Raw genomic sequence first — 23632 nt, 5'->3', positions numbered from 1 at the left:
CTTGAGCTAGAAACGCGACATGACTCTGAACCGAACCGAACAGAAACTCGCCGATCTGAACCAGCCGAAACCCTGGTCGGGGATCAATGCGTTCCGCTCCGATCCATTGCTGGTCGATGTTGCCGCCTCAATGCCCAGACCGCTGCGTGACGACTTCGAATCGATCGGCCGCTACGTCACCTCGCCGGAAGCGCAGGATCTGGCGCGCATGGCAAACGAAGGCTTGCCGAAGCTGCGCACCCATGGACCGCGCGGCGAACGCCTCGATGTCGTCGACTTCCATCCCGCCTGGCACGCGCTGATGCGCCGCTCGATGACCTCGGGACTGCATTCCTCGGCCTGGGAAAACATTGCCGACGAGCGCGGCCGGTCGCACAAGGCGCGCGCGCTCCGCTTCTATCTGACGGCGCAGCTGGAGGCCGGCCATCTCTGCCCGCTGACCATGACCAGCGCGTCCGTCGCTGCGATCTCCACGTCGTCGGCAGTCCAGAAGGAATGGGCGCCGAAGATACTGTCGCGCAAGTACGATTCGTCCAACAAACCCTGGATGCAGAAGTCCGCCGTCACCATCGGCATGGGCATGACGGAAAAGCAGGGCGGCACGGATGTGCGCGCAAATACCTCGACCGCCGAGCGGGTGGGCGAAGGCATCTACCGGTTGACAGGCCACAAATGGTTCATGTCGGCGCCGATGAGCGACGCCTTCGTCATGCTGGCGCAGACGCGCGACGGTCTCGGTTGCTTCCTCGTTCCGCGCCTACTCGAGGACGGGTCGGCGAATGGTCTGCGCTTCCAGCGGCTGAAGGACAAGATCGGCAATCGCTCTAACGCTTCGTCGGAAGTCGAGTTTTCCGAGACGTTCGGTTTTCTGCTGGGAACGCCGGATGCCGGCATCCGCACCATTCTCGACATGGTGACGCTGACGCGGCTTGACTGCGCGCTGGCCTCCGCCGGCATGATGCGCGCCTCGCTCGCCGAGGCGGTTCATCATGTGCGCGGCCGCAAGGTTTCCGGCAAGCCGCTCGTCGCCCAGCCAATGATGACGCGCGTTCTCGCCGACATGGCGCTGGATGTGGCGGCTGCAAGCGCCTTGTCCTTCCGTCTTGCCGAAGCCTTCGACAAGGCACGCGACAGCGCCGAGGATGCCGCCTATGCCCGCATCATGACCCCGGTCGCCAAATACTGGAGCTGCAAGATCGCGCCCGCGCTGATCTATGAGGCAATGGAATGCATCGGCGGCAGCGGCTATGTCGAGGAGCGCCCGATCGCCCGGCATTACCGCGAAGCCCCGGTCAACGCGATCTGGGAAGGCTCCGGCAACGTCATGGCGCTTGATGTGCTGCGGGTTTTGACGCGCGGCAAGGATTTGTTCGAATTGCTGTTCCAGGTGATTAGCCGCGATCTCGGACCGGCCGGAAAGAAGACCGTCGATGTCCTGCGCGCCGCCATGTCGCTCTGCGAGCGCGACGAAGGTGCTGCCCGCATGCTGGTCGAGCAACTGGCGTTGGCCGCCGCCGCCGCCGAACTCTACAGGCTCGGGGCAGGGCGCGTCGCCGATGCCTTCCTCGAATCACGGCTTGCCGCCGGCTGGCGCTCGACCTACGGCATGCTGGATTCGCGCTTTGACTCCGCCTATATCGTCGATCTGCTCTATCCGGCCGCGATATAGCCGGTCACGATCAGCACCAGCGGAATGGTGAAGAACGACAAAGCGGTCTGAATGGTGGCGACGGCTGCGTAGAGTGGCGCATCGCCACCCATCTGCTTGGCGAGAATATAGCCGTTCATCGCGGTCGGCACGCTGGCGCCGAGCGCGATCACCAGCAGCGCATCGCCGCGAATGCCGAGCAGATAGCTGGCGCCGACCATGAAGACCGGCATGATGATCAGCTTCAGGAAGACGGCGAGAAGGGCCACCAGGCTCGGCTTCAGTGCGTCGGAAACCTTCAATCCCGCTCCGACCATGACAAGGCCGAGGCTGAGCGAGGCGCTGGCCAGCATTTCCACCGCATTCAGCACAGGACCGTAGACCGCGACGCCGAAATAATTGAACAGGATGCCCAACACGGAGGCGACGATCAGCGGGTTGGTCGCGATCTTGAAGACGAAGACGCGCATGCCCTTGGGGCCGCCGTTGAAGCCGATGAGCACGCCGATATTGTAGAGATTGATCGGAATGATCAGCAGCGTCATCACCAGAGCCGTCAGGCTGAGGCCGAGCGGCCCGTAGAGTTTCTGCGCGATGGCAAGCGCCATGAAACCGTTCCAGCGCGTCGAGGTCTGGAAGACGGAGGTGAAAGCGGACGATGAAATGTGGCGTGCGCGCAGAAAGGGCCATAGCAGCAGCAATGCTGCCGACATCATGGAAATGCTGCCGATCGTCGCAATGGCCGTTGCATCCGTCTTCATGCCGGCGAAATCGGCGGTCGCCAGAGTCGAAAACAGGAGGGCAGGGAAGAGGACGTAGTAGCCAAGCTGCTCCAGCCCGTCCCACAGCGTGATGTTGATCAGCGGCGACCGCTTCAGCCAGACGCCCAGCGAGACGAGCAGGAAGACCGGCAGAATGCTTTCGAAGATGACTGTCATGGGGAAAAGCCTGAAGAGGGTGGGCTCACCGATAGCCCCTTGTCCACAGGTCGGCAACCACGCGTCCGGAAATTAACCTTAACAAATGGTTTACGTTGCGAAGGCAGGGTTAACGGGCAAGAGTGAAACCCGACGAGAATATTAACGATATCCAGCATGAGGCAGGTTCGGTGAGAACTGGCTTGACGATCATCATGATGATGTTTTTTGCAACGCTGACGCTCGACCTGGCGGTCCCGGCGGTCATTCTGGTCGGCCTGCTTGCCCTGGATTGGCTGTCGGCGCTGTTCAAGCGTGGCTTCATCGGCGAGGGGAGAGCGGCATGAAGTGGTTCCTCATTCTCTGGGCCTGCCCTGTCCTGCTTCTCACCAGTTGGTATGGTCTTTCCTACTACGACATGAATTTTGGCATCTTCATGCTGACACGCCAGGCGCATGACCTCGTCTTCGCAATCTACGGCCATGTGCTCGGCATGCCGCCGGAAAGCATTCCGCCGTTGGTCGCCCGCGCCATCGCCTTCGACAGCCTGATCGTCTTTGCGATCATCGCGTTTCGCAAGCGCCGCGAAATCCGCGCCTGGTACCGGCGGCGGTTCCCGGCCGATCAGCCTTCGGAGCCGGCCGCGGCGCCCTTCGCGAGCGATGCCAATCTGTCGAGCGCGCCCTGAAGGATGAAGGAGGCGGCGGCCGAATCGATCCGGTCGGCCCGCTTCTTGCGCGAGACGTCCATCTCGATCAGCACCCGTTCCGCCGCGACCGTCGACAGCCGTTCGTCCCAGTAGACGAAGGGCAGATCGGTCTTCTGGGCCATGTTGTGCACGAATGCGCGGGTCGCCTGCGCGCGTGGACCCGCCGATCCGTCCATGTTGATCGGCAGGCCGATGATGAAGGCGGCGATCTTTTCCTTGTTGGCCACAGCCAGCAGCGCCTCGGAATCAGGCCCGAACTTCACACGCCTGATCACATCCCGTGGTGTTGCAAAACGCCGGCCGAGATCAGAGACGGAAATACCGATCGTCTTGGTGCCGAGATCCAGCCCGCAGACGGCCTGGCCGGGGGCAAGCGCAGCAGACAGTTCTTCAATCGTAAGGGTCGCCATCCCAGCCTCAGCGCTTGCGGACGAATTCGGTGCGCAGCACGAGACCCTTGATGCTCTCGTGACGGCAGTCGATCTCGTCCATGTTGTCGGTCAGCCGAATCGACTTGATCACGGTTCCCTGCTTCAAGGTCACCCCAGTGCCCTTGACCTTGAGATCCTTGATCAGCGTCACCGAGTCGCCATCGGCAAGCTGGTTGCCGGCGGCGTCACGCACGATCGCTGCGTCGGCCGCGGCCGAAGCCATTTCGGACGCCGGGCGCCATTCACCGGTGGCCTCGTCATATACATATTCGTCATCGGCACTTGTCATCGTCATTTCCAATTCACACTCGATGTCATTCGCGTATATCGACCTATGTCATACTCTTCCCCAAGAATCCAAAGGAGTGCACAATGAAGATCACATGGCTCGGCCATTCCGCCTTCCGCCTCGATATTGCCAAGGCGAATATCCTCATCGACCCGTTCTTCACCGGCAATCCGGGATTCAGCGGGCTTTCCGCCAAGGACGCAGCCTCTGGCATCACGCATATCCTGCTGACGCATGGCCACGGAGACCATGTCGGCGATACGATCGCGCTGGCGAAGGAAACCGGCGCTACGGTGGTTGCCAATGCCGATCTTGCCGCTTGGCTCGGCTCGAAAGGTGTTCAGGCGCTGGAGATGGGCAATACCGGCGGCACCATTCATCTCGACGGCTTCTCCACCACCTTCGTCAATGCGCTCCATTCCTCGGCGCAACTGACCGAGGACGGCGTGTCGCATTCGCTCGGCAATGCCAACGGCCTCGTTCTGCATTTCGAGGATGAGCCGACGCTCTATCATATGGGCGATACCGACATCTTCTCCGACATGGCGTTGATCCAGGAACTACACCAGCCGGACATCGGCCTCGTGCCGATCGGTGACCGTTTCACCATGGGCGGTGCCGTGGCGGCGCTCGCCTGCCAGCGCTTCTTCAAGTTCGGCTCCGTGCTCCCCTGCCATTACGGCTCGTTCGGCATTATCGACCAGACGCCGGAACTGTTCGTCGCCGCCATGGACGGTGCCGCGACGAAAGTGGAGACCCCTGCCGCCGGCGGTATTGTCTCGCTATAGCCGCCGAAATGCCCGAGCAGCACGCGACGCGGCGATTCCCCCGTTGCGTGCCCGGGGCTTGGTCATTATAGCGGGTAGGAAATTTCGTACTCGGAGACTATCCATGTCAGTTGACCTCGCCACCGTGAAGCGCGTCGCGCGTCTTGCCCGCATTGCCGTCACCGAAGAGGATGCGCAGCGCATGACCGGCGAGTTGAATGGCATTCTCGGTTTCGTCGAGCAACTGTCGGAAGTGAATGTCGAAGGCGTCGAGCCGATGACGTCGGTTACGCCGATGGCGATGAAGAAGCGCACCGATGCCGTCACCGATGGAAACAAGGCGGACGATATCGTTGCCAATGCGCCGAACGAGGACCGGAATTTCTTCCTCGTCCCGAAGGTTGTCGAATAAACCTTGCCGCGCCGCCCGAACGCACCTGATTTTTGAAAGCCTGCCATGACCGACCTGACCCGCCTGACCATTGCTGAAGCGCGCACCAAGCTTAGCGCCAAGGACATCACCGCCGTCGAACTGACGGAAGCCTATATCGGCGCGATCGACGCGGCCAATGGCGCGCTCAACGCCTATGTCGTTACGACGCCGGACAAGGCGCGTGACATGGCCAAAGCTTCCGACGCCCGCATCGCCGCCGGCAAGGCCGGTGCGCTCGAGGGCATTCCGCTCGGGATCAAGGACCTGTTCGGCACCGAGAGCATCCACACCCAGGCCTGCAGCCACATTCTCGACGGCTTCAAGCCGAAATACGAATCGACCGTGACCCAGAACCTCTGGAACGACGGCGCGGTCATGCTCGGCAAGCTGAACATGGACGAATTCGCCATGGGCTCGTCGAACGAGAGTTCCTATTACGGTCCGGTGAAGAACCCCTGGCGCGCCAAGGGCTCCAACCTCGATCTCGTTCCGGGCGGCTCGTCCGGCGGTTCGGCCGCAGCCGTTGCCGCCTTCCTTTGCGCCGGCGCCACCGCCACCGATACCGGCGGTTCGATTCGCCAGCCGGCCGCCTTCACCGGCACCGTCGGCATCAAGCCGACCTATGGCCGTTGCTCACGCTGGGGCATCGTCGCGTTTGCATCCTCGCTCGACCAGGCCGGCCCGATCGCCCGCGACGTGCGCGACGCGGCTATCCTGCTGAAATCGATGGCATCCGTCGATGCCAAGGACACGACCTCCGTCGATCTACCCGTGCCGGATTACGAAGCCTCGCTCGGCCAGTCGTTGAAGGGCATGAAGATCGGCATTCCGAAGGAATATCGCGTCGATGGCATGCCGGAAGAGATCGAAACCCTCTGGCAACAGGGCATCGCCTGGCTGAAGGATGCCGGTGCCGAGATCGTCGATATCAGCCTGCCGCACACCAAATATGCGCTGCCGGCCTATTATATCGTCGCTCCGGCCGAAGCCTCGTCCAACCTTGCCCGCTATGACGGCGTCCGCTACGGTCTGCGCGTCGATGGCAAGGACATTGCCGACATGTATGAGAAGACCCGCGCCGCCGGCTTCGGCACCGAGGTCAAGCGCCGTATCATGATCGGCACCTATGTTCTGTCGGCCGGCTATTACGATGCTTATTACCTGCAGGCGCAGAAGGTCCGCACGCTGATCAAGCGCGATTTCGAACTCGCTTTCCATGCGGGTGTCGATGCGATCCTAACGCCGGCCACGCCGTCGTCCGCCTTCGGCATCGCCGACGAGGACCTGGCGTCCGATCCGGTCAAGATGTACCTGAACGACATCTTCACGGTGACGGTCAACATGGCCGGCCTGCCGGGCATCGCCGTACCCGCGGGTCTCGACCACAAGGGTCTGCCGCTCGGCCTGCAATTGATCGGCAAGCCGTTCGAGGAAGAAACGCTTTTCAAGACGGCCCACGTCATCGAACAGGCAGCCGGCAAGTTCTCCCCCGCAAAATGGTGGTAATCTGATCGGCGCTGCTGGCCAAACGGCAGCGCCGATGCTCTATTCGCGGTGGAAGGGGTCCACCGCATGATCACGGTTCGCGTCGCGCGTGAAAATGAAATTCTTGCCCTGACGGCCGTGGGGCTCGATGCCTGGGAGCGGGCCGTTTCCGGTCTCGCCGATGCCGGGGCCATGCGGCGGATCGCCGAGCTTTCGTTTCTCTCCTTCCTCCGATCCCAATGGTTTGCCGTCAGTCTCATAGAGACCGGCGGCGTTGTCGCCGGCTGGGCGGCGCGCGAAGACAATGACGGCAGCATTTCCGATCTCTGGATCGCGCCCGCCCTGCAGCGTAGCGGGTTGGGCTCGCTGCTGCTGGCCGACCTCGAACGTGCGATCAAGGAAGAAGGCTTCGAGGCGGCCATGGTCAAGACGCATGCCCAGAACAGCCAGGCGATCGGCTTCTTTCGCAAGCATGGATATTCCGTAAGCTCGCTCTCGACCGCCTATGCGCCGAAACTCGACCGCGACGTGGAATCGATCGGCATGACCAAGATTCTGGAGGAGCCTGTGTTCCATAAGGGGCAAGAGTGGTTCTGAGAACCGCTTGTTTGGAGAGTTGGACCGGCCTCAGCAGTCATCCCGATTGCAAAGAATCGGCAGGCGCTTGCTGCGCCCGCCGGCCCATGTCTACCGATTGTTCAGTTGCGAGCGGACTAGGACGAGGCCGCGCTGCGTGATGCGGTAAGGCCTGCCACCGGAAGAGGCGATGGCCTTCTTGCGTTTGAGCTTGCGGAAGAGCTCCAGCCCGAAATCGGGATAGAGCCAGCCGTCTCGCGTGAAGCATTGTGCCTGGTTGATGGCATTGCCCGCCCGAATGACTTCGATGCGGCCGCCTTGAGCCATGAGGTGAAGAATACGCTGTTCGTCGCGTGAAATGTCCATTGATGGTGAGATCCGAAAAGCGTTCCGAAGAACGCATGAAAACGGTTCTGGCGTTCTGTCGAACGTCAGGGCTTCGTTTTCCGGCCCGTGCGCGCAAAGCAGATTTGCGGGCAGGGCCCTCAGGCAATCTCAGACGAAGTAAACATAAAAACTCCAAAGGACGGCCGAGTTCTAAGGCAGGAATAGCCCCGTCGTCAAGAATGCGTGGCCGGGAACATCAGTGACTGATGGACGCCGAGCCCGGCCATGACGCCGTCGGCGGAGGACAGCGTGATGTTTCCGAAAGCACGGGCATTATCTCCGGCCGCGAAAACGCCGGCGGTGCTGGTCGCCTTCATGGCGTTGGTTGCGATGATCTTCCCAGCCGGGGAGTCTTCCAGCGTGCAGCCGAGATTGTGTGCCAGACTGCCGCGTATATGCAGGTCGGGTGTGATGAACAGGGCCTTCACCGCGATGCTTCTGCCGTTGGAAAGACGTACCTGCGCCGGACCGTCCAGCGCCCCGTCAACCGAGACGACCGCACCCGGCTGCAAGGTCACCCCGCGTCGTGCCAGCAGGTCGAGCGTTGCTACGTCCGGTTCCGACATGCCGTTGGTGAAGAGCGTGACATCGCCCCAGTCGGCCACCACGACTGCCTGGTGGGATGACATTGGCTGGGTGGCGATGACGCCGATCGGACCGCCGCCGATTTCGTAACCATGGCAATAGGGGCAATGCAGCACCGTCTTGCCCCAGCGCTCGCGAAGGCCCGGAATATCAGGCAAGCGATCTTCGACCCCGCTCGCGAGCAGGACGCGCCGGGTTGCGATGCTGCCATGACCTTCAATACGAACGGCAAAATCGTCGATGACGCCTTCCGCGGAGTCAGCCTCACCCTCGATGAAGGTCACGGTGGGATAGGCAGCCAACTGCGCCCGCGCCTCGGCGAGGATTTCGGCGCCGGATTTTCCGTCGTGGCCGAGCACGCCATGGGCACGTGCTGCAAAGCGATTGCGCGGCGTGCCGCTGTCGATGATCGTAACATGGCGGCGCGCGCGGGCCAGGATATAGGCGGCGGACAGGCCGGCGAAGCCGCCGCCGATGATGATGGCATCCTGTTGCATGATCTTTCCTTTTGTCATGGCTTGGCCGGCCGGCTTCCACACGAGGAAGCCGGAGAGGCGAGAGCGAGAGGTGTTTCGTTGGTCAGCCGTGCGGTTTGAGCGCGGCTCGGTGTTCGGCAAAGCGTCGCTTGAAGTCGTCGGCAAGCGCTGCCAGCGTCACTTCGCCGAGGCGGGCGATCAGCATGGCTTCGGCATCGCGGAAAGCGTCGTCCAGGGCGTGGTTGACGGCCTGTTCGACGAGGCAGCCGGGACTTTCGCTGACATTGCCCATCTGGAACAGCATGGGCTCGCCAAGGGCTGCGTAGATGTCACGCATCGTCACGTCCTTGAGCGCACGCGCCAGCGTCCAGCCGCCGCCATGGCCTCGGCCGGAGGCGACGAGACCAGCTTCACGCAGCCCGGCCATGGTGCGCCGGACCACGACGGGATTGGTGCTGAGGCAGACCGCGAGTTCATCCGAGGTCATCGGACGCTCGCGTTCGGCCATGTGCAGCAGCGCGTGCAGCACCGCGGAAAGTCGGCTGTTTCTTTTCATGTAATAATAATAGTTACGAATCTTGCGGCATGTCAACCGCAATCGATTTTTGCTGTAGACGGGGCCTATCGGGCGAGGGCGTAAGAAAGCCAGAGAGGCGCCGACAGCCAGCCCAGAAGTCCGATGGCATGAAGGGCGACGATAAGCAAAAGTTGGGTACGGAACGGTTCCTTCCGCGTCTTGTGGCGCAGGATTTTCTGCGCCGCAACCGCGCCCAGGCTGCCACCGATCAGGGCAAGGCCGAGCAGCCGGCTTTCCGGCACCCGCCAATCGCCCGCCCGAGCAGCATCCTTGTCCCACCAGAAGACGCAGAAGGTGACGATGTTGATCAGTAGAATGATCGCGACAATGGTCAGGGCGGTTGTCATGCCGGTATAATAGCCGGTAGGTCTGAACGGACCGCAAACACGGCACTCAAGCCTGTTTGCGTGCATCGCGGGCGCGACAAGCCTTGCACGCCCCAGCCAATTGTTCTACCGAGAGAACCACGAATTCGAGCTTACAGAAGAGCATTCCATGACCCTCGTCGACGTCCGCATCTCCGAACCGAAACGCTATATTCCCGGCACCACAGGCGATTGGGAAGTGATCATCGGCATGGAAGTCCATGCGCAGGTGCTGAGCAATTCGAAGTTGTTTTCCGGCGCATCGACGACCTTCGGCAATGCGCCGAATTCCAACGTGTCGCTGGTCGATGCGGCCATGCCCGGCATGCTGCCCGTGATCAACGAGGAATGCGTCCGGCAAGCGGTGCGCACCGGTCTCGGCCTGAAGGCGCAGATCAACAAGCGCTCGATCTTCGACCGCAAGAATTATTTCTATCCCGACCTGCCGCAGGGCTACCAGATTTCGCAGTTCAAGGATCCGATCGTCGGAGAGGGCCAGATCGTCATCTCCGTCGGTCCAGACCGTCAGGGGCAGTTCGAGGATGTCGAGATCGGTATCGAGCGGCTGCACCTGGAGCAGGATGCCGGCAAGTCGATGCACGACCAGAGCCCGACCATGTCCTATGTCGATCTGAACCGCTCGGGCGTGGCGCTGATGGAGATCGTCTCCAAGCCGGACATGCGCTCGTCCGACGAAGCCAAGGCCTATATGACCAAGCTGCGCTCGATCGTGCGCTATCTCGGCACCTGCGACGGCAACATGGATGAAGGCTCGATGCGCGCCGACGTCAACGTCTCCGTGCGCAAGCCCGGCGCCGATTTCGGCACGCGTTGCGAGATCAAGAACGTCAATTCGATCCGCTTCATCGGCCAAGCGATCGAATATGAAGCCCGCCGGCAGATCGCGATCCTGGAAGAGGGCGGTACGATCGACCAGGAAACGCGCCTGTTCGATCCGAACAAGGGCGAGACCCGATCGATGCGCTCCAAGGAAGACGCGCATGACTATCGCTATTTCCCGGATCCCGATCTTTTGCCGCTGGAATTCGACGACGCCTTCGTCGAGGCGCTGAAGGCGGATCTGCCTGAACTCCCCGACGACAAGAAGGCGCGGTTCGTGCGCGAACTCGGACTGTCGGTCTATGACGCCTCCGTGCTCGTGTCGGAAAAGGCGATCGCCGATTATTACGAGGCGGTGGCTGCCGGCCGCGACGGCAAGATCGCCGCCAACTGGGTCATCAACGACCTGCTCGGTGCCTTGAACAAAGCCGGCAAAGCCATTGAAGAGACTCCGGTTTCGCCCGCCCAACTCGGCGCCATCCTCGATCTCATCAAGTCCGAGGTGATCTCCGGCAAGATCGCCAAGGACCTGTTCGAGATCGTCTGGACCGAGGGCGGAGACCCGGCCGAGCTGGTCGAGAGCCGCGGCATGAAGCAGGTGACCGATACCGGCGCCATCGAAAAGGCCGTGGACGAGATCATCGCCGCCAATCCGGATCAGGTCGAAAAGGTCAAGGCCAAGCCGTCGCTCGCCGGCTGGTTCGTCGGCCAGGTGATGAAATCGACCGGCGGCAAGGCCAACCCGCAGGCCGTGCAGGCGCTGGTCAAGGCCAAGCTCGGCATCGAGGACTAAGCAATTCCAGGAAAAGTGTTACGCGGTTTTCCATCCGGAATTGCGATTGAAAGGCACAAAAAATGTTCTTCGTCCGCACGGCCACGGAGCGCGATCTGGCGAAAGTCTCGGCGCTTCTCGGCGAGACCGCGCACGCGACCTATGATCCGTTGTACGATGCCGAAAAGATTGATGAGATGACGGCCAAATGGCATTCGGTTGCGGCGCTGAAGGCCAATCTTCAGCGCAAGAACGGCGAGTTTTTGGTTGCCGATGATGGCAAGACGATCGGCGGAATGGGCTTTGCCTCCATGTCCGAGACGCTGCACGAGACGGCGGTCCTGCATCAACTCTACGTCCTGCCGCAATTCCAGCGGCAGGGCATCGCCCGCGATATTTTCGCCGAGCTCGAGACCTGTTTTCCCTATGCCGGCACGATGCGGGTCGAGGTCGAGGAAAACAATGCGAAAGCAATCGCTTTCTACGAGGCGCATGGCTTCGTCCTGGCAGGAACAGGGGCTGCGACCTGGGGTATCCCGACGATTGCGATGGAAAAGACACTCGACTGAGCAACATGGCTTCGGCCGTCTCATCCCGGCTTCAAGGTCCGGTTGAAATAGCTGCAGCGCAACGGAATCACTGGACAATCGACAGCCTGCGCGGCATAAGCGGGACAGAAACGGTGTATATCCGCCCGTCATCGAACGGCGCGGTCAAGGACGGCAATCATGAAGTCTCTGCTGCAGATATTTACCTGGTGGAACGGACAGACAATTGGAACGCGCTTTCATACCTGGCGCTTCGGCGCGCGCGTCGGTTCGGACGAGGCCGGCAATGTCTATTATCAGGGCGGCAAGGATTCAGAGGGCCGCACGCGCCGCTGGGTGATCTACAACGGCTATGCCGATGCCTCCGCCATTCCTCCCGGCTGGCATGGCTGGATGCATCACCGCACGGACGTTTCGCCGGCCGACGAGAACTACAAGCCGCGCGAGTGGCAGAAGCCGCACCGGGCTAACGGAACGGGATCTTCTGAAGCCTATCGCCCCCCGGGCTCGATCAACAATACGGGTGAGCGTCCGCGTGTGACGGGCGACTACGACGCCTGGACGCCGCGTTCCTAAGCTGATTGAAAACAGGTCCTTGCTGAATTTGTTGATTGCTCCGTTGGCATCATGCCTCGGCCACATTTGATGTTTAGCGCCTGATATCCGGTGGTTAGGCCGGGTATCGCGCGGGAGACGGGTGTTCATGGTAGTTTCAGGTCAGCGAATTCAGATGCGCCGTTTTTTCGCCGCAGCTGCCGCATTCGCGATTGCCGGCACATCCTCTCTTTCCACGGCCGAGGCCGCCCGTATCAACAACCCCGTGGCCGTCTTCTCCGGTATCGACAAGATCACCGGACGCATCACCACCTTCGATGTCTATATCGGTGAAACCGTCCAGTTCGGTGCCCTTCAGGTCACACCGCGCGTCTGCTACAGCCGTGACGACACCGAGGCGCCGAAGACGGATACATTCGTTGAAGTCGATGAGATCACGCTGGACCGCAAGATCCGCCGCATCTTCACCGGCTGGATGTTTGCCGACAGCCCTGGTCTGAATGCCGTCGAGCATCCCGTCTATGACGTCTGGCTGAACAGCTGCAAGGCGAAATCCGACCTCCCGCCGCCGGATGATGCGGCCAAGCAGTAGCCGGAATATTTCCGGATTTCAGAACGTCAGATGCGGCGAAGCAATCGCGCGCTCAAGCATCTTCGCGTAGCGGGCCTTGGGTACATCGATGGCGCCGAAGCTTTTCAAATGCTCGGTGGTGAATTGTGTGTCGAGCAGCTTGAATCCGTGCCGGCGCAGGCGATCGACCAGATGTACCAGGCAGATTTTCGAGGCGTCGGTCCGGCGCGAAAACATGCTCTCGCCGAAGAAGGCCGCGCCGAGCGACACGCCGTAGAGCCCGCCGACCAGTTCGCCGCCGTCCCAGGCTTCGACCGAATGGGCGTGGCCCATGCCATGCAGCGCCGTGTAAAGCGAGCGGATCCTGTTATTGATCCAGGTGGTCGGCCGGTCCGGAGCAGGGGCGGCGCAGCCCTCCATCACAGCCTCGAAAGCGGTGTCGTAGCGAATGTCGAACGGCGCGCGGCGGATTGTTTTCGCCAGGCTTTTGGAAACATGGAAATCGTCGAGCGGGATGATGCCGCGCAATTCGGGCTCGACCCAGAAAATCTCAGGATCGTCAGCGCTATCTGCCATCGGGAAAAGCCCGATGGAATAGGCCCGCAGCAGCAAATCCGGCGTAATGTCCGGTTGCCTGCTGCGGGTGCCCTTCATTTAAAGCCTCATTCGCCGGCCGACTGGGCCAGATAGTTTTCCAGCCAATGGATATCATAGTCGCCGTTGGCGATGTCCTGATTGTTGATCAGGTCCTGGAACAGCGGCAATGTCGTCTTGATACCGTCGATGACGAATTCGTCCAGCACGCGGCGCAGGCGCATCATGCATTCGACGCGGGTGCGTCCGTGCACGATCAGCTTGCCGATCAGGCTGTCGTAATAGGGCGGGATCTTGTAGCCCTGATAGGCGCCGGAATCGACGCGAACGCCGAGGCCGCCCGGCGTGTGGAATGTCGTGATCGTGCCGGGCGAGGGTACGAAGGTGCGTGGATCCTCGGCATTGATGCGGCATTCAATGGCATGGCCGGAAAAGACGATCTCGTCCTGCGTCACCGAGAGACCACCGCCGGACGCGACGCGGATCTGCTCGTGCACGAGGTCGATGCCGGTGATGGCTTCGGTAATCGGATGCTCGACCTGCAGGCGTGTGTTCATCTCGATGAAGAAGAATTCGCCGTTTTCGTAAAGGAACTCGATCGTGCCGGCGCCGCGGTATTTCAGCTTGCGCATGGCATCGGCGCAGATTTCGCCGATCTTCATCCGCTGCTCGACGTTGAGTGCCGGCGAATTGGCTTCTTCCCAGACCTTCTGGTGGCGGCGCTGCAGCGAGCAGTCGCGTTCGCCCAGATGGATCGCATTGCCTTCGCCGTCGCCGACGACCTGGATTTCGATATGGCGCGGCTTGCCGAGGTATTTTTCCATGTAGACGGCATCGTTGCCGAACGCGGCCAGCGCCTCGGAACGGGCGGTGGAAACGGCCTCGGACAGTTCGTCCTCGGTCCTTGCCACCTTCATGCCGCGTCCGCCACCGCCGGCCGTTGCCTTGATCAGGACCGGGAAGCCGATCTCGCGGGCGATTTCCAGCGCATTTTCGGGCTTCACTTCACCGGCGGAACCGGGAACGACGGGAATGCCGAGCGCCTTGGCGGTTTCCTTGGCGGTTATCTTGTCGCCCATGATGCGGATGTGATCGGCGGTCGGGCCGATGAAGGTGATACCATGGGCATCGAGAATATCGGCGAACTTGGCATTTTCCGACAGGAAGCCGTAACCCGGATGGACGGCGTCCGCGCCAGTGATCTCGCAGGCCGCGACGATCTGGTGAATGTTCAGATAGCTGTCGCGCGACGGCGGCGGGCCGATGCACACACTTTCGTCGGCAAGACGCACGTGCATCGCGTTGGCGTCGGCGGTCGAGTGAACCGCGACAGTTGCGATACCCAGTTCCTTGCAGGCGCGCAGGACCCGGAGGGCGATTTCGCCGCGATTGGCAATGAGGACCTTGGAAATCATGTGTGCGGCCTATTCGATGATGACGAGCGCTTCGCCGTATTCGACCGGCGCGCCGTCTTCAACGAAGATTTCGGTGACCTTGCCGGAGCGCGGCGCCGGAATCTGGTTCATCGTCTTCATCGCTTCGATGATCAGAATGGTCTGGCCTTCCTTGACCACCGCGCCGACCTCGATGAAGGGACGCGAGCCTGGTGCCGGCGACAGGTAGGCCGTGCCGACCATCGGGGCGGTGACCGCATTCTTCGACGATCGGGCTTCTGCGGGTGCTGCGGCGACCGCGACGCCAGCGGAGGCAACCTGGACCGGTGCCGCCATGGCGGGTACCGGAGCCGACACATAGTGCGGCGTACCGGCGCGCGAAACGCGAATGCGCAGGTCGTCCTGCTCCACCTCGATTTCGGTGAGGTCGGTCTCGTTGAGAATATTGGCGAGATCGCGGATCAGCGACTGGTCGATCGCGGGTTTCTTGTCAGCCATGGGTTTGAGCCTCTGTGTTCTTTTTATTTCGTGATTTGGGTGAGTGTCTTTAGCGCATTGAGCGCGAGAATGTAACTGTCGGCGCCGAAACCGCAGATAACGCCCTTGGCGGCCGGGGCAAGCATCGATTTGTGCCGGAATTCCTCGCGCGCATGGACGTTGGAAAGATGCAGTTCGACGACAGGAATGCCAATCGCCTTGGCGGCGTCGTGCAGGGCAATCGAGGTATGGGTGTAGGCGCCGGCGTTGACGGCAATACCGGCCGCCACTTCGCCGGCTTCATGGAACCAGTCGACAAGATCGCCTTCATGGTTGCTCTGCCGGCAGACAATGTCGAGACCCAACGACTTGCCATGCTCGATGCACATCGCCTCGATATCGGCCAGTGTCCGGCCGCCGTAAATACCAGGTTCGCGCTTGCCGAGCGCGTTGAGGTTGGGGCCGTTCAGCACGAAAATTGTCGATGGCATAAGGGATCTGGTCCGATAATCGAGCGTTACCTATAGACCGGCGGCCTGCCAAGGAAAAGCCCTTTGGCTCCCCGCGGGATTTGTCCACAAGCGATGGGGTATCGCCGCGCCAAAGATCGGCTCAGCAAACGGTCTTTCCGCAGGCGCGGACATTGGTGACCTTGGTTTCGATCTCCTCGGCGCCGACGGCACCGTAGACGGCTTCCTTGCCGACGATATAGGATGGCGTGCCGGTGATGCCGAGATCGTTGGCGAGCGTATAGACGAGCTTGACGGCATCATCCTGCGTATTCTCGGCCATTTTCTTGCGCAGATCGGCTTCAGAAACGCCGAGCTTGGTCGCGACCGCCATCGCCGTTTCCTCGTTGGCGCGATCCTCGCCGCCCAGAAGGATGCGGTGGAACTCGCCATATTTTTCCGGCGCGATGGCGCGCAACGCAGTGCTCACCTTGTGCGCGGCCATCGAATCGGGACCCAGAATCGGCAGTTCCTTCAGCACGAAACGGACGTTCTTGTCGTTTTCGAGGATGGTTTCCATGTCGGAGAGGGCGCGTTTGCAATAGCCGCAATTGTAGTCGTAGAACTCGACGATGGTGACGTCGCCATTGGGGTTGCCGAGCGTCACGTCATAGGGCGACTGGAAGATGTCCTTGTCGTTCTTGGTGATCGCCGCCTGCGCCTGCGCCACCTGTTCATCGGCCTGCTTCTGTTTCAGCGCTTTTTGCGCTTCCAGCAGGATCTCCGGGTTTGCGACGAGGTATTCCTTGATGAAATCGCCGATCTCCTGTTTCTGCGTGTCGTCCAAGGCATAGGACGCCTGTGGAAGCACGGTGCCCGCCGAAAGCAGGATGAGCGTCGTGGCGATGATCTTTCGAGCGTTGAATGCCATGGAGTCCTCGTTGTCTCTTTCAGTGCGTGTCTGTCGTTCAAGGTTTAGGGCCGGTCAACAGCTTGTTTGAAAGACAACAGAATTTTCGCGTCAGCATAGGGCGGCGCGGCGCCAAACGAAACTGCAAAATCGGCGGAAGTGCGGCGCTCGCGCACTTGTGAAGCTCTTTGCGATGAGGCACATGCCTAAATCACGTCGAAAACATTGAGGATGTGCTGTTGAAGCCGCTTTCCGCCCGCAGTTCCGTTGAACCCTTCCATGCCATGGACGTTCTGGCCGAGGCCACCAAGCGACGTGAAGCTGGTTATCCAGTGATTTCGATGGCGGTTGGCCAGCCGAGCCACCCGGCGCCCACGGCGGCGCTCGAAGCGGCGCGTATGGCGCTCGGCCACGGCCGGCTCGGTTATACCGACGCCTTGGGAACTTCGTCGCTCCGTGCTGCCATTGCCCGTCACTATCGCAGCCGTTACGGTGTCGATATCGATCCGCAACGCGTCGCCGTGACGACTGGATCCTCCGCCGGCTTCAACCTGGCTTTCCTGGCGCTGTTCGATCCCGGCGATTGCGTCGCGATCGCGCGCCCCGGTTATCCCGCCTATCGCAACATCCTTGCCGCCCTCGGCCTGACGGTGATCGAGGTGGAGGCGGGGGCTGAAAACGGCTTCACCCTGACGCCGGAAGGTCTCGATGCGGCCGCCAGACAGGCGGGCAGGGCGATTGACGGCGTGCTCCTGGCAAGCCCCGCCAACCCGACGGGCACGGTGACCGGCCGCGCCGGCCTCAAGGTTCTCGCCGATTATTGCCGTGACCGCGACATCGCGTTCATTTCCGACGAGATCTATCACGGCCTGACCTTCGCCGGCGAAGAGACCACGGCGCTCAGCGTCACCGACGAGGCCGTCATCATCAATTCCTTCTCCAAATATTATTGCATGACCGGCTGGCGGATCGGTTGGATGATCCTGCCGGAAACACATGTCCGGGCGTTCGAGCGCATCGCCCAGAGCCTTTACATCTCGCCGCCGGAATTGTCGCAGATCGCCGCGGAAGCAGCGCTCGGCTGCGAGGCCGAGCTTGATGTCTACAAGGCGTCCTATGGCGCCAATCGGGACCTGCTGTTGAAGCGCCTGCCGGAGATCGGCTTTTCCATCGCTTCGCCGATGGACGGCGCCTTCTACGCCTATGCCGATGTCAGCCGGTTTACCAATGACAGCATGGATTTTGCCCGCAAGATGCTGGCGGAGATCAACGTCGCGGCAACGCCGGGGCTCGATTTCGATCCTGTAGAAGGATATCGCGCCATGCGGTTTTCCTATGCGGGTGCGGAGGCCGACATGATCGAGGCGATGGATCGCATCGCCCGCTGGCTGGCATAATCTGCCAGTCTTTCAATCTCTTGAGGGATTTTCCGGAATCGAACTCTGACGCACTTGAATCAGATCGTGAACGGGGCACGCGACGAATGCGCGCCCGGCGGACGCGCAGTGTTTGCAGTTTCATCCGAGGCGATCGGTCAGCGACAGACGCGGACCTTCTTGACGACCGGATTGCCCCAGTCGTCTGTCGAGCGGACCTTGCGGGTGACGCAGACCGGCTCATAGGCCGTGTCATAGCTCTTGTAATAATAGTCGTTATAGTGCTGGCGCTCCGTGGCCTGGGAGGCGTTGGAAAAGGACGTCAGCGCGATGGTGGCAAGGGCTGCGGCGACAATAAGACGACGCATGATTGTCTCCTGCGGTTGAGACCGAACAAGCCTATCCCATCCAGTCGCAAGCAGTTTGCCACAAGCATGGATCCCGCTCTGTTACGCGCGAAACAACCGCCCAAATGAAAAAAACCGGCCAATTTCTTGACCGGTTTTGTCGTTCAGCAGTCAGGCTTGGCTCAGAAGAAGCCGCGCTTCTGCCACCAGCCGCCCTTCTTGGGCTTCGGTGCGTCGCCGTCACCATCCACATCCTTCGGGGTGGAGGACTTGACGACCGGTTCGCTGGCGATCGTATCGAGATCGCGGTTGGCGCGGACCGGCCTGGTTTCCTCAAGCGAGGCTGCGGCGTCTTCGACTACGGGTTCCTCGACAACGGCAACTGCTTCCGGTGTCGCTTCCACGGCAGCCTGGGCGTCAGCATCGACGGTGGCGGCGGGCGCTTCGGCGACGGCGGCTTCCTCGACCGCGGCAACGGCCTTCTTGCGGCTGCGCTTCGGCTTGGCGGCGGGCTTTGCGTCTTCCTCGACGACGGCCGGAGCTTCCACAACCTCTTCCGCCGTCACGACCGGCGCTGTCGCTTCTTCGGCAACAACTTCCGATGTTTCGGGCTCGTTCCGCGCTTCATCACCATCGACCGTTTCGCCGTCAGCAGCCAGGTTCTCGCCCTCGGATTCCTCGGGACGGTTGCGGCGACCACCACGCTTGCCACGACGGCGGCGCTTGCGCTTCTGGCGTTCTTCTTCGCTCAGGCCTGCATCTGATGTGTCGTCGATACCGGACTGAACGGCGGTATCATCGCCCTCATCCTCGTCGCCATCCTCATCGGATGCATCGTCGGCGCGAACACCGGCCTCATTGGCCTGATCGCCATTGGTGCGGCCACCGCGACGCCGACGACGGCGCTTGCGCTTGCGATTGCCCTGGTCGTCGCTCTGCTCACCCGGTGCACGTTCGCTGCGCTCCGCGCGTTCCGTACGCTCTGGCTTGGCTTCGGCCACGACATCTTCATCGTCCTCGATGTCCTCTTCGATGACGATGTCATCGTCTTCATCGATTTCGGGTTCGAAGTGGATGATCTGGTCGATCTTGACAGGATTTTCGACCGCTTCGCCGCGATCGATGGCGAAATGCTGCGCGCCGACATGGGCGTCCGCCTCGATGATGATCTGAACGCCGAAACGCTCTTCATAATCGACGATCGTGCCGCGCTTGTGGTTCAGCAGGTAGAGCGCGATATCCGGCGTGGTGCGCACGGCGATATTGTGCGTGGTGTTCTTCAGCAGATATTCCTCGACGCCGCGTAGCACGTGCAGGGCGACAGAGGACTGCGAGCGAACATGGCCCGTGCCGTTGCAATGCGAGCAGACCTGCATGGTCGATTCGAGAACGGATGCACGGATACGCTGGCGCGACATTTCGAGCAGGCCGAAATGCGAGATGCGGCCGACCTGGATGCGGGCGCGGTCGTTCTTCAGATGATCCTTCAAGCGCTTTTCGACCGAGCGATTGTTGCGCTTTTCTTCCATGTCGATGAAGTCGACAACCACGAGACCGGCAAGGTCGCGCAGGCGCAGCTGGCGGGCAACTTCCTCGGCGGCTTCCAGATTGGTCTGGAGCGCGGTGTCCTCGATCGAGTGCTCGCGGGTCGAACGGCCGGAGTTGACGTCGATCGCCACCAGCGCTTCGGTCTGGTTGATGATGATGTACCCGCCGGACTTCAGCGTTACCTGCGGCACCAACATGCGGTCGAGCTGGGCTTCGATGCCTGAGCGCGAGAAGATCGGATGCACGTCGCGATAGGGCTGAACCACCTTGGCGTGGCTCGGCATCAGCATCTTCATGAAGCCCTTGGCTTCCTTGTAGCCTTCCTCGCCGGCGACGATGATCTCGCTGATATCCTTGTTGTAGAGGTCGCGGATCGAGCGCTTGATCAGCGATCCCTCTTCATAGACGAGGCATGGCGCGGTCGAGGAGAGCGTCAGCGTGCGGACGTTTTCCCACAGGCGCATCAGGTATTCGAAGTCACGCTTGACCTCGACCTTGGTGCGGTTGGCACCGGCAGTGCGCAGGATGACGCCCATGCCCTGCGGCACGTCGAGCGCGCGGGCGATTTCCTTCAGACGCTTGCGGTCCGGCAGGTTGGTGATCTTGCGGGAAATGCCGCCGCCACGCGCCGTGTTCGGCATCAGGACCGAATAGCGGCCGGCGAGCGACAGATAGGTGGTGAGAGCGGCGCCCTTGTTGCCGCGCTCTTCCTTGGCCACCTGCACCAGCAGAATCTGCCGGCGCTTGATGACTTCCTGGATGCGGTACTGCTTGCGCGGACGGCGGTTGACCTGGCGATCCGGAACTTCCTCCATCGCGTCTTCGGCGCCGACGGATTCGATGACTTCCTTTTCCTCGTGATGACCGTCGTCATCATCATCGTCATCATCGTTGCGCCGGCCGCCGCGGGCTTCTTCCGAGATGCTGTCGGTATCGACCATTGCGGCCATTTCGCCGCCGGTGCCTTCTTCGCCATCGGCCTCGGACGCTTCCGCAACGGTGGCCCCTGCCTCCGCAGCGGCCTTTTTGGTCCGACGCGGGCGCTTTGGCTTGGTCTTCGGCTTTTCTTCGACCTCGGCGACGGGCTCCGCTGTTTCGATCGTTTCGACCGTATCAGCGGCAGCCTCGACGACTTCAGTGATGTTGTCCGCCGGGGCTTCCGCAGTCTCTTCTTCGCTGTCGGGGCCAAGATCGGTGCCCGTTTCGACATGCTCGATGTCATCGTCGCGGCGGGCTTCCTCGGCTTCCTGCCTCAGCAGGGCCTGACGGTCGGCCAGCGGGATCTGGTAATAGTCCGGATGGATTTCCGCGAAGGCCAGGAAGCCGTGGCGGTTGCCGCCGTAATCGACGAAAGCCGCCTGCAACGACGGCTCGACGCGCGTGACTTTCGCGAGATAGATGTTGCCGCGGATTTGCTTCTTGTGTTCGGATTCGAAGTCGAATTCTTCTATGCGGTTTCCGCGTACGACAACGACGCGCGTCTCTTCAGCGTGAGACGCGTCGATAAGCATTTTCTCTGCCATGTAAGTGGTGCTCCTCGGCGCACCCGTGAAGCCGCAGGAAGGTCGAGTCCCGGAGGAGACTTTCCTTGCAGATCAGGTGTTTCGCCGGATGTGAATGTTCCTGCAGGGTCGAGGAGACGGTCCAACAGCCAGACGGCAGCCGGAAACAGTGTGTTCCGGGGCCTGTTTACTTCTGACCGATACTGCTGAGACAACGTCGATGACCAAACAAGAATGCCAATGTACTAGGCCCTTAAGGCCCGATGAATGTGCCCGGTCACGGGCTTTCGGTGATCGTCACCATAAGCGATCCGGCCACCGCCGGAATTTCACGATTCTGCATGCAAGGAAAAAGTGGGGCGACGGCGGATGAAGCGCGACTGCTTGTCCGAGACATGATCTTCTTTGAAGCGGTTTTAGCCGTCTCGATCACGCTCTGGCGCCGGGGCTGAGAAAACCCGTTGGCTGCCGGTCGTCGATTCTATCCCGTCAACACTTTCTCCCTGTGAAGCTTTTATGTTTTCTATGTCACAATGGCAAGGGAAAAGCCGGAACGGCCATAATATTGATTGATTCGCTGGTCGGGGTATGTCGTGCCGGGAAGCGGAGTTTCGGCCTTCGGCAACAGTCCCCGTTGGGGTTGGCAAGGTTCGGTTAACCATATTGCGGCATGGATGCATATGGCTGCAACCGGCCGGCGAGGGGGTGTTCCAACGATGCCCTGCGATATTCAATGATGCGAAGGCCGGAAAGCCTGGTGACGCGTTGGCGATGAGGAAAGCGGTTTTGATCCTGTCTGCAACGATATGGCGATGCGTGCTCGGGCTGTTGATCTTCTGCTCGGCGTCCGTGAGTTCGATATCCATGGCCGGTGCCGACGACGCTCCGCTGCTTGCCTTCGGCGCCCGCGTCGCCGGCGATGACGCCCGCACCCGCGTGGTGATCGACTTCGACCGCAAGCCTGTCTTTTTCGTCCACTACGTCGCCAATCCAACCCGGGTCATCGTCGATCTGCCGGAAACCTCGTTCGGCCTGAAGCCCGAGGACCTGAAAGCGAGGGGCCTCTTCACCAAAATCCGTTACGGCGCCATGGGCGCGGGAAGTTCCCGCGTGGTGCTGACGGCAAAAAATCCGGTCGCGGTCACCGTCGCCGACGTTATGGCCGATGAGGATGGCAGGGGGTTTCGTCTGGTGCTCGACGCGGAAAAGGTCACCGGCGAGCGCTTCGATGCTCTTATCGAGGACCAGAAATGGACGGGCAGCGTCGCCGCCGCAAAAACCGGCCGTGTGGTCGAGCAGGATCCCGGCGCCTTTGTTGTCGCCGTCGATGCCGGACATGGCGGGATCGATACCGGCGCGATCGGCACCGAGACCAAGATGGAAGAAAAAAGCGTGACGCTTGCCTTTGCCAGTGAACTGGTCGCGGAACTCAACAAGGAGCCGGGGATCAATGCCTTCCTGACCCGCGAAAAGGATGAATTCCTGTCCTTGCCGCAGCGGGTGCAGATCGCTCGACAGCGTAGCGCAAACCTGTTCATTTCCTTGCATGCGGATACGTTGAAGCAGCGCGATATCCGTGGCGCGACCGTCTATACCATTTCTGACAAGGCATCCGACCATCTCGCGGCCAACCTCGCCGAGCGCGAAAACCTGTCGGACGAGATCGCCGGCGTCGCCCTTCAGAGTGAGCCGGCGGAGGTAGCCGACATTCTGATCGATCTGACGCGACGTGAAACCCAGGCCTTCTCGGTCAATCTCGCGCGCTCGGTCGTGTCTTCGTTCGAAGGGCAGATCAATCTAATCAACAACCCGCATCGTCATGCCGGTTTCCGGGTTCTGCAGGCGCCGGACGTGCCGTCGATTCTGCTTGAAATGGGCTTCCTGTCGAACAAGCAGGATGAAAAATTGCTGGTCGATCCCGTCTGGCGCAAGAAACTGGCAAGTCGTTTGACCGCCGCCGTGCGGAGCTATCGCGCCGGCTCCGTGACAAATGGTGGTTGAGCCGGGCTTTATCATCCGGTTTCCTGTCATCAGCTGGTGATTTTCAAGGGCAATAACGTTTCTTGTGATTTGTGTCGCGGAAGTAACAGCGATATCCTTTTCA

Annotated in this window: 27 protein-coding genes; 13 read left to right on the top strand and 14 right to left on the bottom strand. The window is 61.1% G+C overall.

Annotated elements, in window-relative coordinates; translation table 11 throughout:
* The first annotated feature begins 19 nt into the window (after nucleotides 1–19).
* Complete coding sequence (locus ACST81_RS15595) at nucleotides 20–1669, top strand: acyl-CoA dehydrogenase family protein (protein WP_438749036.1); 1650 nt, start codon at nucleotides 20–22, stop codon at nucleotides 1667–1669.
* Here the strand turns inward: ACST81_RS15595 and ACST81_RS15590 are convergent.
* Nucleotides 1651–2586: an AEC family transporter gene (locus ACST81_RS15590; RefSeq protein WP_438749034.1), complete on the bottom strand. Its 936-nt coding sequence runs from the start codon at nucleotides 2584–2586 to the stop codon at nucleotides 1651–1653. The genes ACST81_RS15595 and ACST81_RS15590 overlap by 19 nt on opposite strands.
* Nucleotides 2587–2768: 182 nt before the next feature.
* On the opposite strand from ACST81_RS15590, the gene ACST81_RS15585 reads away from it, so the two are divergent.
* Both ACST81_RS15585 and ACST81_RS15580 read left to right on the top strand, forming a co-directional pair.
* On the top strand, nucleotides 2769–2912 hold the full coding sequence (locus ACST81_RS15585; RefSeq protein WP_438749033.1) for a hypothetical protein: 144 nt from the start codon (nucleotides 2769–2771) through the stop codon (nucleotides 2910–2912).
* Nucleotides 2909–3253 carry a DUF6105 family protein gene (locus tag ACST81_RS15580; RefSeq protein WP_438749031.1) on the top strand — a complete coding sequence of 115 codons (345 nt, stop codon included), beginning with the start codon at nucleotides 2909–2911 and terminating at the stop codon, nucleotides 3251–3253. The genes ACST81_RS15585 and ACST81_RS15580 overlap by 4 nt, the downstream gene beginning before the upstream one ends.
* Here the strand turns inward: ACST81_RS15580 and ruvX are convergent.
* The gene (ruvX, locus tag ACST81_RS15575; RefSeq protein ID WP_438749028.1) at nucleotides 3190–3684 is read right to left on the bottom strand and encodes a Holliday junction resolvase RuvX; all 495 of its coding nucleotides are present in this window, start codon (nucleotides 3682–3684) and stop codon (nucleotides 3190–3192) included. The genes ACST81_RS15580 and ruvX overlap by 64 nt on opposite strands.
* A 7-nt stretch (nucleotides 3685–3691) precedes the next feature.
* Nucleotides 3692–3994, bottom strand: coding sequence for an alkylphosphonate utilization protein (locus ACST81_RS15570; RefSeq protein ID WP_438749026.1), 303 nt, complete (start codon nucleotides 3992–3994; stop codon nucleotides 3692–3694).
* A gap of 83 nt (nucleotides 3995–4077) precedes the next feature.
* On the opposite strand from ACST81_RS15570, the gene ACST81_RS15565 reads away from it, so the two are divergent.
* The 4 genes from ACST81_RS15565 to ACST81_RS15550 all read left to right on the top strand — a co-directional run bounded on the left by ACST81_RS15565 (nucleotide 4078) and on the right by ACST81_RS15550 (nucleotide 7276).
* Nucleotides 4078–4782, top strand: a complete 705-nt coding sequence (locus ACST81_RS15565) for a metal-dependent hydrolase (protein ID WP_438749024.1) — start codon at nucleotides 4078–4080, stop codon at nucleotides 4780–4782.
* Between the two features lie 103 nt (nucleotides 4783–4885).
* A complete protein-coding gene (gene gatC / locus ACST81_RS15560; protein ID WP_438749022.1) occupies nucleotides 4886–5173 on the top strand; it encodes an Asp-tRNA(Asn)/Glu-tRNA(Gln) amidotransferase subunit GatC in 288 nt (95 codons plus the stop codon).
* A 45-nt stretch (nucleotides 5174–5218) separates the two neighbouring features.
* Nucleotides 5219–6700 carry an Asp-tRNA(Asn)/Glu-tRNA(Gln) amidotransferase subunit GatA gene (gene gatA / locus ACST81_RS15555; RefSeq protein ID WP_438749020.1) on the top strand — a complete coding sequence of 494 codons (1482 nt, stop codon included), beginning with the start codon at nucleotides 5219–5221 and terminating at the stop codon, nucleotides 6698–6700.
* A 66-nt stretch (nucleotides 6701–6766) separates the two neighbouring features.
* On the top strand, nucleotides 6767–7276 hold the full coding sequence (locus ACST81_RS15550; protein ID WP_438749018.1) for a GNAT family N-acetyltransferase: 510 nt from the start codon (nucleotides 6767–6769) through the stop codon (nucleotides 7274–7276).
* 90 nt (nucleotides 7277–7366) lie between these two features.
* Here the strand turns inward: ACST81_RS15550 and ACST81_RS15545 are convergent, their stop codons facing one another.
* The 4 genes from ACST81_RS15545 to ACST81_RS15530 form a co-directional block, all read right to left on the bottom strand.
* Entirely contained in the window at nucleotides 7367–7621 is a 255-nt protein-coding gene (locus ACST81_RS15545; protein ID WP_438749016.1) for a YjhX family toxin, read from the bottom strand.
* Nucleotides 7622–7815: 194 nt separating this feature from the next.
* On the bottom strand, nucleotides 7816–8724 hold the full coding sequence (locus tag ACST81_RS15540; protein ID WP_438749015.1) for an NAD(P)/FAD-dependent oxidoreductase: 909 nt from the start codon (nucleotides 8722–8724) through the stop codon (nucleotides 7816–7818).
* Nucleotides 8725–8806: 82 nt separating this feature from the next.
* Nucleotides 8807–9259 carry an Rrf2 family transcriptional regulator gene (locus ACST81_RS15535; protein WP_438749012.1) on the bottom strand — a complete coding sequence of 151 codons (453 nt, stop codon included), beginning with the start codon at nucleotides 9257–9259 and terminating at the stop codon, nucleotides 8807–8809.
* A 65-nt stretch (nucleotides 9260–9324) separates the two neighbouring features.
* Complete coding sequence (locus tag ACST81_RS15530) at nucleotides 9325–9627, bottom strand: DUF1294 domain-containing protein (RefSeq protein ID WP_438749010.1); 303 nt, start codon at nucleotides 9625–9627, stop codon at nucleotides 9325–9327.
* 148 nt (nucleotides 9628–9775) lie between these two features.
* Here ACST81_RS15530 and gatB point away from each other — a divergent pair, with 148 nt between their 5' ends.
* The 4 genes from gatB (at nucleotide 9776) to ACST81_RS15510 (ending at nucleotide 12952) form a co-directional block, all read left to right on the top strand.
* The gene (gene gatB / locus ACST81_RS15525; RefSeq protein WP_438749008.1) at nucleotides 9776–11278 is read left to right on the top strand and encodes an Asp-tRNA(Asn)/Glu-tRNA(Gln) amidotransferase subunit GatB; all 1503 of its coding nucleotides are present in this window, start codon (nucleotides 9776–9778) and stop codon (nucleotides 11276–11278) included.
* Between the two features lie 62 nt (nucleotides 11279–11340).
* A complete protein-coding gene (locus ACST81_RS15520) occupies nucleotides 11341–11826 on the top strand; it encodes a GNAT family N-acetyltransferase (protein WP_438749006.1) in 486 nt (161 codons plus the stop codon).
* Nucleotides 11827–11982: 156 nt separating this feature from the next.
* Nucleotides 11983–12381: an NADH:ubiquinone oxidoreductase subunit NDUFA12 gene (locus ACST81_RS15515; protein ID WP_438753597.1), complete on the top strand. Its 399-nt coding sequence runs from the start codon at nucleotides 11983–11985 to the stop codon at nucleotides 12379–12381.
* A 127-nt stretch (nucleotides 12382–12508) separates the two neighbouring features.
* The gene (locus tag ACST81_RS15510) at nucleotides 12509–12952 is read left to right on the top strand and encodes a DUF2155 domain-containing protein (protein ID WP_438749004.1); all 444 of its coding nucleotides are present in this window, start codon (nucleotides 12509–12511) and stop codon (nucleotides 12950–12952) included.
* Nucleotides 12953–12970: 18 nt separating this feature from the next.
* Here the strand turns inward: ACST81_RS15510 and aat are convergent, their stop codons facing one another.
* The 5 genes from aat to ACST81_RS15485 form a co-directional block, all read right to left on the bottom strand.
* A complete protein-coding gene (aat, locus tag ACST81_RS15505; protein WP_438749002.1) occupies nucleotides 12971–13585 on the bottom strand; it encodes a leucyl/phenylalanyl-tRNA--protein transferase in 615 nt (204 codons plus the stop codon).
* 8 nt (nucleotides 13586–13593) lie between these two features.
* The gene (gene accC, locus ACST81_RS15500) at nucleotides 13594–14940 is read right to left on the bottom strand and encodes an acetyl-CoA carboxylase biotin carboxylase subunit (protein ID WP_438749000.1); all 1347 of its coding nucleotides are present in this window, start codon (nucleotides 14938–14940) and stop codon (nucleotides 13594–13596) included.
* Between the two features lie 9 nt (nucleotides 14941–14949).
* On the bottom strand, nucleotides 14950–15417 hold the full coding sequence (gene accB, locus ACST81_RS15495; protein ID WP_438748998.1) for an acetyl-CoA carboxylase biotin carboxyl carrier protein: 468 nt from the start codon (nucleotides 15415–15417) through the stop codon (nucleotides 14950–14952).
* 23 nt (nucleotides 15418–15440) lie between these two features.
* Nucleotides 15441–15887, bottom strand: a complete 447-nt coding sequence (gene aroQ, locus ACST81_RS15490; RefSeq protein ID WP_438748996.1) for a type II 3-dehydroquinate dehydratase — start codon at nucleotides 15885–15887, stop codon at nucleotides 15441–15443.
* 121 nt (nucleotides 15888–16008) lie between these two features.
* A complete protein-coding gene (locus ACST81_RS15485) occupies nucleotides 16009–16776 on the bottom strand; it encodes a DsbA family protein (RefSeq protein WP_438748994.1) in 768 nt (255 codons plus the stop codon).
* A 263-nt stretch (nucleotides 16777–17039) separates the two neighbouring features.
* Here ACST81_RS15485 and ACST81_RS15480 point away from each other — a divergent pair, with 263 nt between their 5' ends.
* A complete protein-coding gene (locus ACST81_RS15480) occupies nucleotides 17040–18152 on the top strand; it encodes a pyridoxal phosphate-dependent aminotransferase (protein ID WP_438753595.1) in 1113 nt (370 codons plus the stop codon).
* A gap of 137 nt (nucleotides 18153–18289) precedes the next feature.
* On the opposite strand, the gene ACST81_RS15475 is transcribed toward ACST81_RS15480, so the two are convergent.
* Both ACST81_RS15475 and ACST81_RS15470 read right to left on the bottom strand, forming a co-directional pair.
* Nucleotides 18290–18499 carry a hypothetical protein gene (locus tag ACST81_RS15475; protein ID WP_438748992.1) on the bottom strand — a complete coding sequence of 70 codons (210 nt, stop codon included), beginning with the start codon at nucleotides 18497–18499 and terminating at the stop codon, nucleotides 18290–18292.
* 161 nt (nucleotides 18500–18660) lie between these two features.
* Entirely contained in the window at nucleotides 18661–21549 is a 2889-nt protein-coding gene (locus ACST81_RS15470) for an Rne/Rng family ribonuclease (RefSeq protein ID WP_438748990.1), read from the bottom strand.
* Nucleotides 21550–22299: 750 nt separating this feature from the next.
* Here ACST81_RS15470 and ACST81_RS15465 point away from each other — a divergent pair.
* Complete coding sequence (locus tag ACST81_RS15465; RefSeq protein ID WP_438748988.1) at nucleotides 22300–23529, top strand: N-acetylmuramoyl-L-alanine amidase; 1230 nt, start codon at nucleotides 22300–22302, stop codon at nucleotides 23527–23529.
* Nucleotides 23530–23632 lie beyond the last annotated feature (103 nt).

It is taken from the genome of Pararhizobium sp. O133 (genome assembly GCF_051669845.1).
In the GTDB taxonomy this organism is placed as follows: Bacteria; Pseudomonadota; Alphaproteobacteria; order Rhizobiales; family Rhizobiaceae; genus Pararhizobium.
Note: the sequence above shows the minus strand (reverse complement) of the source record. Positions and strands in the feature narration are given on the sequence as shown.

Bases quoted from the DNA above. Each gene is read 5' to 3' on its own strand.
- accB (WP_438748998.1), bottom strand. From the start codon at position 15,417: ATGGCTGACAAGAAACCCGCGATCGACCAGTCGCTGATCCGCGATCTC.
- gatB (WP_438749008.1), top strand. From the start codon at position 9,776: ATGACCCTCGTCGACGTCCGCATCTCCGAACCGAAACGCTATATTCCC.
- gatA (WP_438749020.1), top strand. From the start codon at position 5,219: ATGACCGACCTGACCCGCCTGACCATTGCTGAAGCGCGCACCAAGCTT.
- ACST81_RS15580 (WP_438749031.1), top strand. From the start codon at position 2,909: ATGAAGTGGTTCCTCATTCTCTGGGCCTGCCCTGTCCTGCTTCTCACC.
- ACST81_RS15510 (WP_438749004.1), top strand. From the start codon at position 12,509: ATGGTAGTTTCAGGTCAGCGAATTCAGATGCGCCGTTTTTTCGCCGCA.
- accC (WP_438749000.1), bottom strand. From the start codon at position 14,940: ATGATTTCCAAGGTCCTCATTGCCAATCGCGGCGAAATCGCCCTCCGG.
- ACST81_RS15565 (WP_438749024.1), top strand. From the start codon at position 4,078: ATGAAGATCACATGGCTCGGCCATTCCGCCTTCCGCCTCGATATTGCC.
- ACST81_RS15480 (WP_438753595.1), top strand. From the start codon at position 17,040: ATGGACGTTCTGGCCGAGGCCACCAAGCGACGTGAAGCTGGTTATCCA.
- aroQ (WP_438748996.1), bottom strand. From the start codon at position 15,887: ATGCCATCGACAATTTTCGTGCTGAACGGCCCCAACCTCAACGCGCTC.
- ACST81_RS15475 (WP_438748992.1), bottom strand. From the start codon at position 18,499: ATGCGTCGTCTTATTGTCGCCGCAGCCCTTGCCACCATCGCGCTGACG.
- ACST81_RS15535 (WP_438749012.1), bottom strand. From the start codon at position 9,259: ATGAAAAGAAACAGCCGACTTTCCGCGGTGCTGCACGCGCTGCTGCAC.
- ACST81_RS15540 (WP_438749015.1), bottom strand. From the start codon at position 8,724: ATGCAACAGGATGCCATCATCATCGGCGGCGGCTTCGCCGGCCTGTCC.
- ACST81_RS15590 (WP_438749034.1), bottom strand. From the start codon at position 2,586: ATGACAGTCATCTTCGAAAGCATTCTGCCGGTCTTCCTGCTCGTCTCG.
- ACST81_RS15485 (WP_438748994.1), bottom strand. From the start codon at position 16,776: ATGGCATTCAACGCTCGAAAGATCATCGCCACGACGCTCATCCTGCTT.
- ACST81_RS15465 (WP_438748988.1), top strand. From the start codon at position 22,300: ATGAGGAAAGCGGTTTTGATCCTGTCTGCAACGATATGGCGATGCGTG.
- ACST81_RS15520 (WP_438749006.1), top strand. From the start codon at position 11,341: ATGTTCTTCGTCCGCACGGCCACGGAGCGCGATCTGGCGAAAGTCTCG.
- ACST81_RS15595 (WP_438749036.1), top strand. From the start codon at position 20: ATGACTCTGAACCGAACCGAACAGAAACTCGCCGATCTGAACCAGCCG.
- ACST81_RS15470 (WP_438748990.1), bottom strand. From the start codon at position 21,549: ATGGCAGAGAAAATGCTTATCGACGCGTCTCACGCTGAAGAGACGCGC.
- ACST81_RS15530 (WP_438749010.1), bottom strand. From the start codon at position 9,627: ATGACAACCGCCCTGACCATTGTCGCGATCATTCTACTGATCAACATC.
- aat (WP_438749002.1), bottom strand. From the start codon at position 13,585: ATGAAGGGCACCCGCAGCAGGCAACCGGACATTACGCCGGATTTGCTG.
- ACST81_RS15545 (WP_438749016.1), bottom strand. From the start codon at position 7,621: ATGGACATTTCACGCGACGAACAGCGTATTCTTCACCTCATGGCTCAA.
- ruvX (WP_438749028.1), bottom strand. From the start codon at position 3,684: ATGGCGACCCTTACGATTGAAGAACTGTCTGCTGCGCTTGCCCCCGGC.
- ACST81_RS15550 (WP_438749018.1), top strand. From the start codon at position 6,767: ATGATCACGGTTCGCGTCGCGCGTGAAAATGAAATTCTTGCCCTGACG.
- gatC (WP_438749022.1), top strand. From the start codon at position 4,886: ATGTCAGTTGACCTCGCCACCGTGAAGCGCGTCGCGCGTCTTGCCCGC.
- ACST81_RS15570 (WP_438749026.1), bottom strand. From the start codon at position 3,994: ATGACAAGTGCCGATGACGAATATGTATATGACGAGGCCACCGGTGAA.